Raw genomic sequence first — 862 nt, 5'->3', positions numbered from 1 at the left:
GATTCTGTTTTATCAAAAAATCAGATTTTTTGTTAAAAAGCTAATTGCAAGCAAAGAAATGATTCACTAGAATGCGCTCCACTTATGCCGACTTAGCTCAGTAGGTAGAGCAACTGACTTGTAATCAGTAGGTCACCAGTTCGATTCCGGTAGTCGGCACCATTCTCTCCCACTTAATAGTGATTGTAGTGAGAATGGTTGAAAAATTTGGAGGGGTTCCCGAGTGGCCAAAGGGAGCAGACTGTAAATCTGCCGGCTCCGCCTTCGATGGTTCGAATCCGTCCCCCTCCACCATATTCTTTAGGAAATAGCTCTCAGAGTTACGTGTTGCGGGCATCGTATAATGGCTATTACCTCAGCCTTCCAAGCTGATGATGCGGGTTCGATTCCCGCTGCCCGCTCCACTCACAATTTGAGTGCTGATATAGCTCAGGTGGTAGAGCGCATCCTTGGTAAGGATGAGGTCGGCAGTTCGAGTCTGCCTATCAGCACCAGCTCTCAAAGTTATTTCCTTTTGATATAAGATTTACCAATTATCTTTTTTGGTTGCGTGGTCAATTCGGGCCACCTAAATCCGTACCTAGAGGGACTATTCATGTCTAAAGAAAAATTTGAACGTGTAAAACCGCACGTAAACGTTGGTACTATCGGCCACGTTGACCACGGTAAAACAACTCTAACTGCAGCTATCTGTACTACTCTTGCAAAAGTTTACGGCGGTGCTGCTCGTGACTTCGCATCAATCGACAACGCTCCAGAAGAGCGTGAGCGTGGTATCACAATCTCTACTTCTCACGTAGAGTACGACACTCCAGCTCGCCACTACGCACACGTAGACTGTCCTGGACACGCTGACTATGTT

At 46.4% G+C, this 862-nt stretch carries 1 protein-coding gene and 4 tRNA genes; all 5 read left to right on the top strand.

The genetic code is table 11. The annotated features are described in order from the left end of the window. Nucleotides 1–86: 86 nt before the first annotated feature. Nucleotides 87–162: transfer RNA gene (locus CIK04_RS31975), tRNA-Thr, on the top strand. Between the two features lie 47 nt (nt 163–209). After that, a tRNA-Tyr gene (locus CIK04_RS31970) sits at nt 210–294 on the top strand. Nucleotides 295–329: 35 nt separating this feature from the next. After that, nucleotides 330–404, top strand: a tRNA-Gly gene (locus CIK04_RS31965). A 14-nt stretch (nt 405–418) separates the two neighbouring features. Then, a tRNA-Thr gene (locus CIK04_RS31960) sits at nt 419–494 on the top strand. 101 nt (nt 495–595) lie between these two features. Beyond that, on the top strand, nt 596–862 hold a 267-nt coding region (locus CIK04_RS31955), incomplete at its 3' end, for a GTP-binding protein (RefSeq protein WP_325206076.1).

The sequence above is a fragment of the Vibrio sp. 03_296 genome (genome assembly GCF_002265885.1).
Note: the sequence above shows the minus strand (reverse complement) of the source record. Positions and strands in the feature narration are given on the sequence as shown.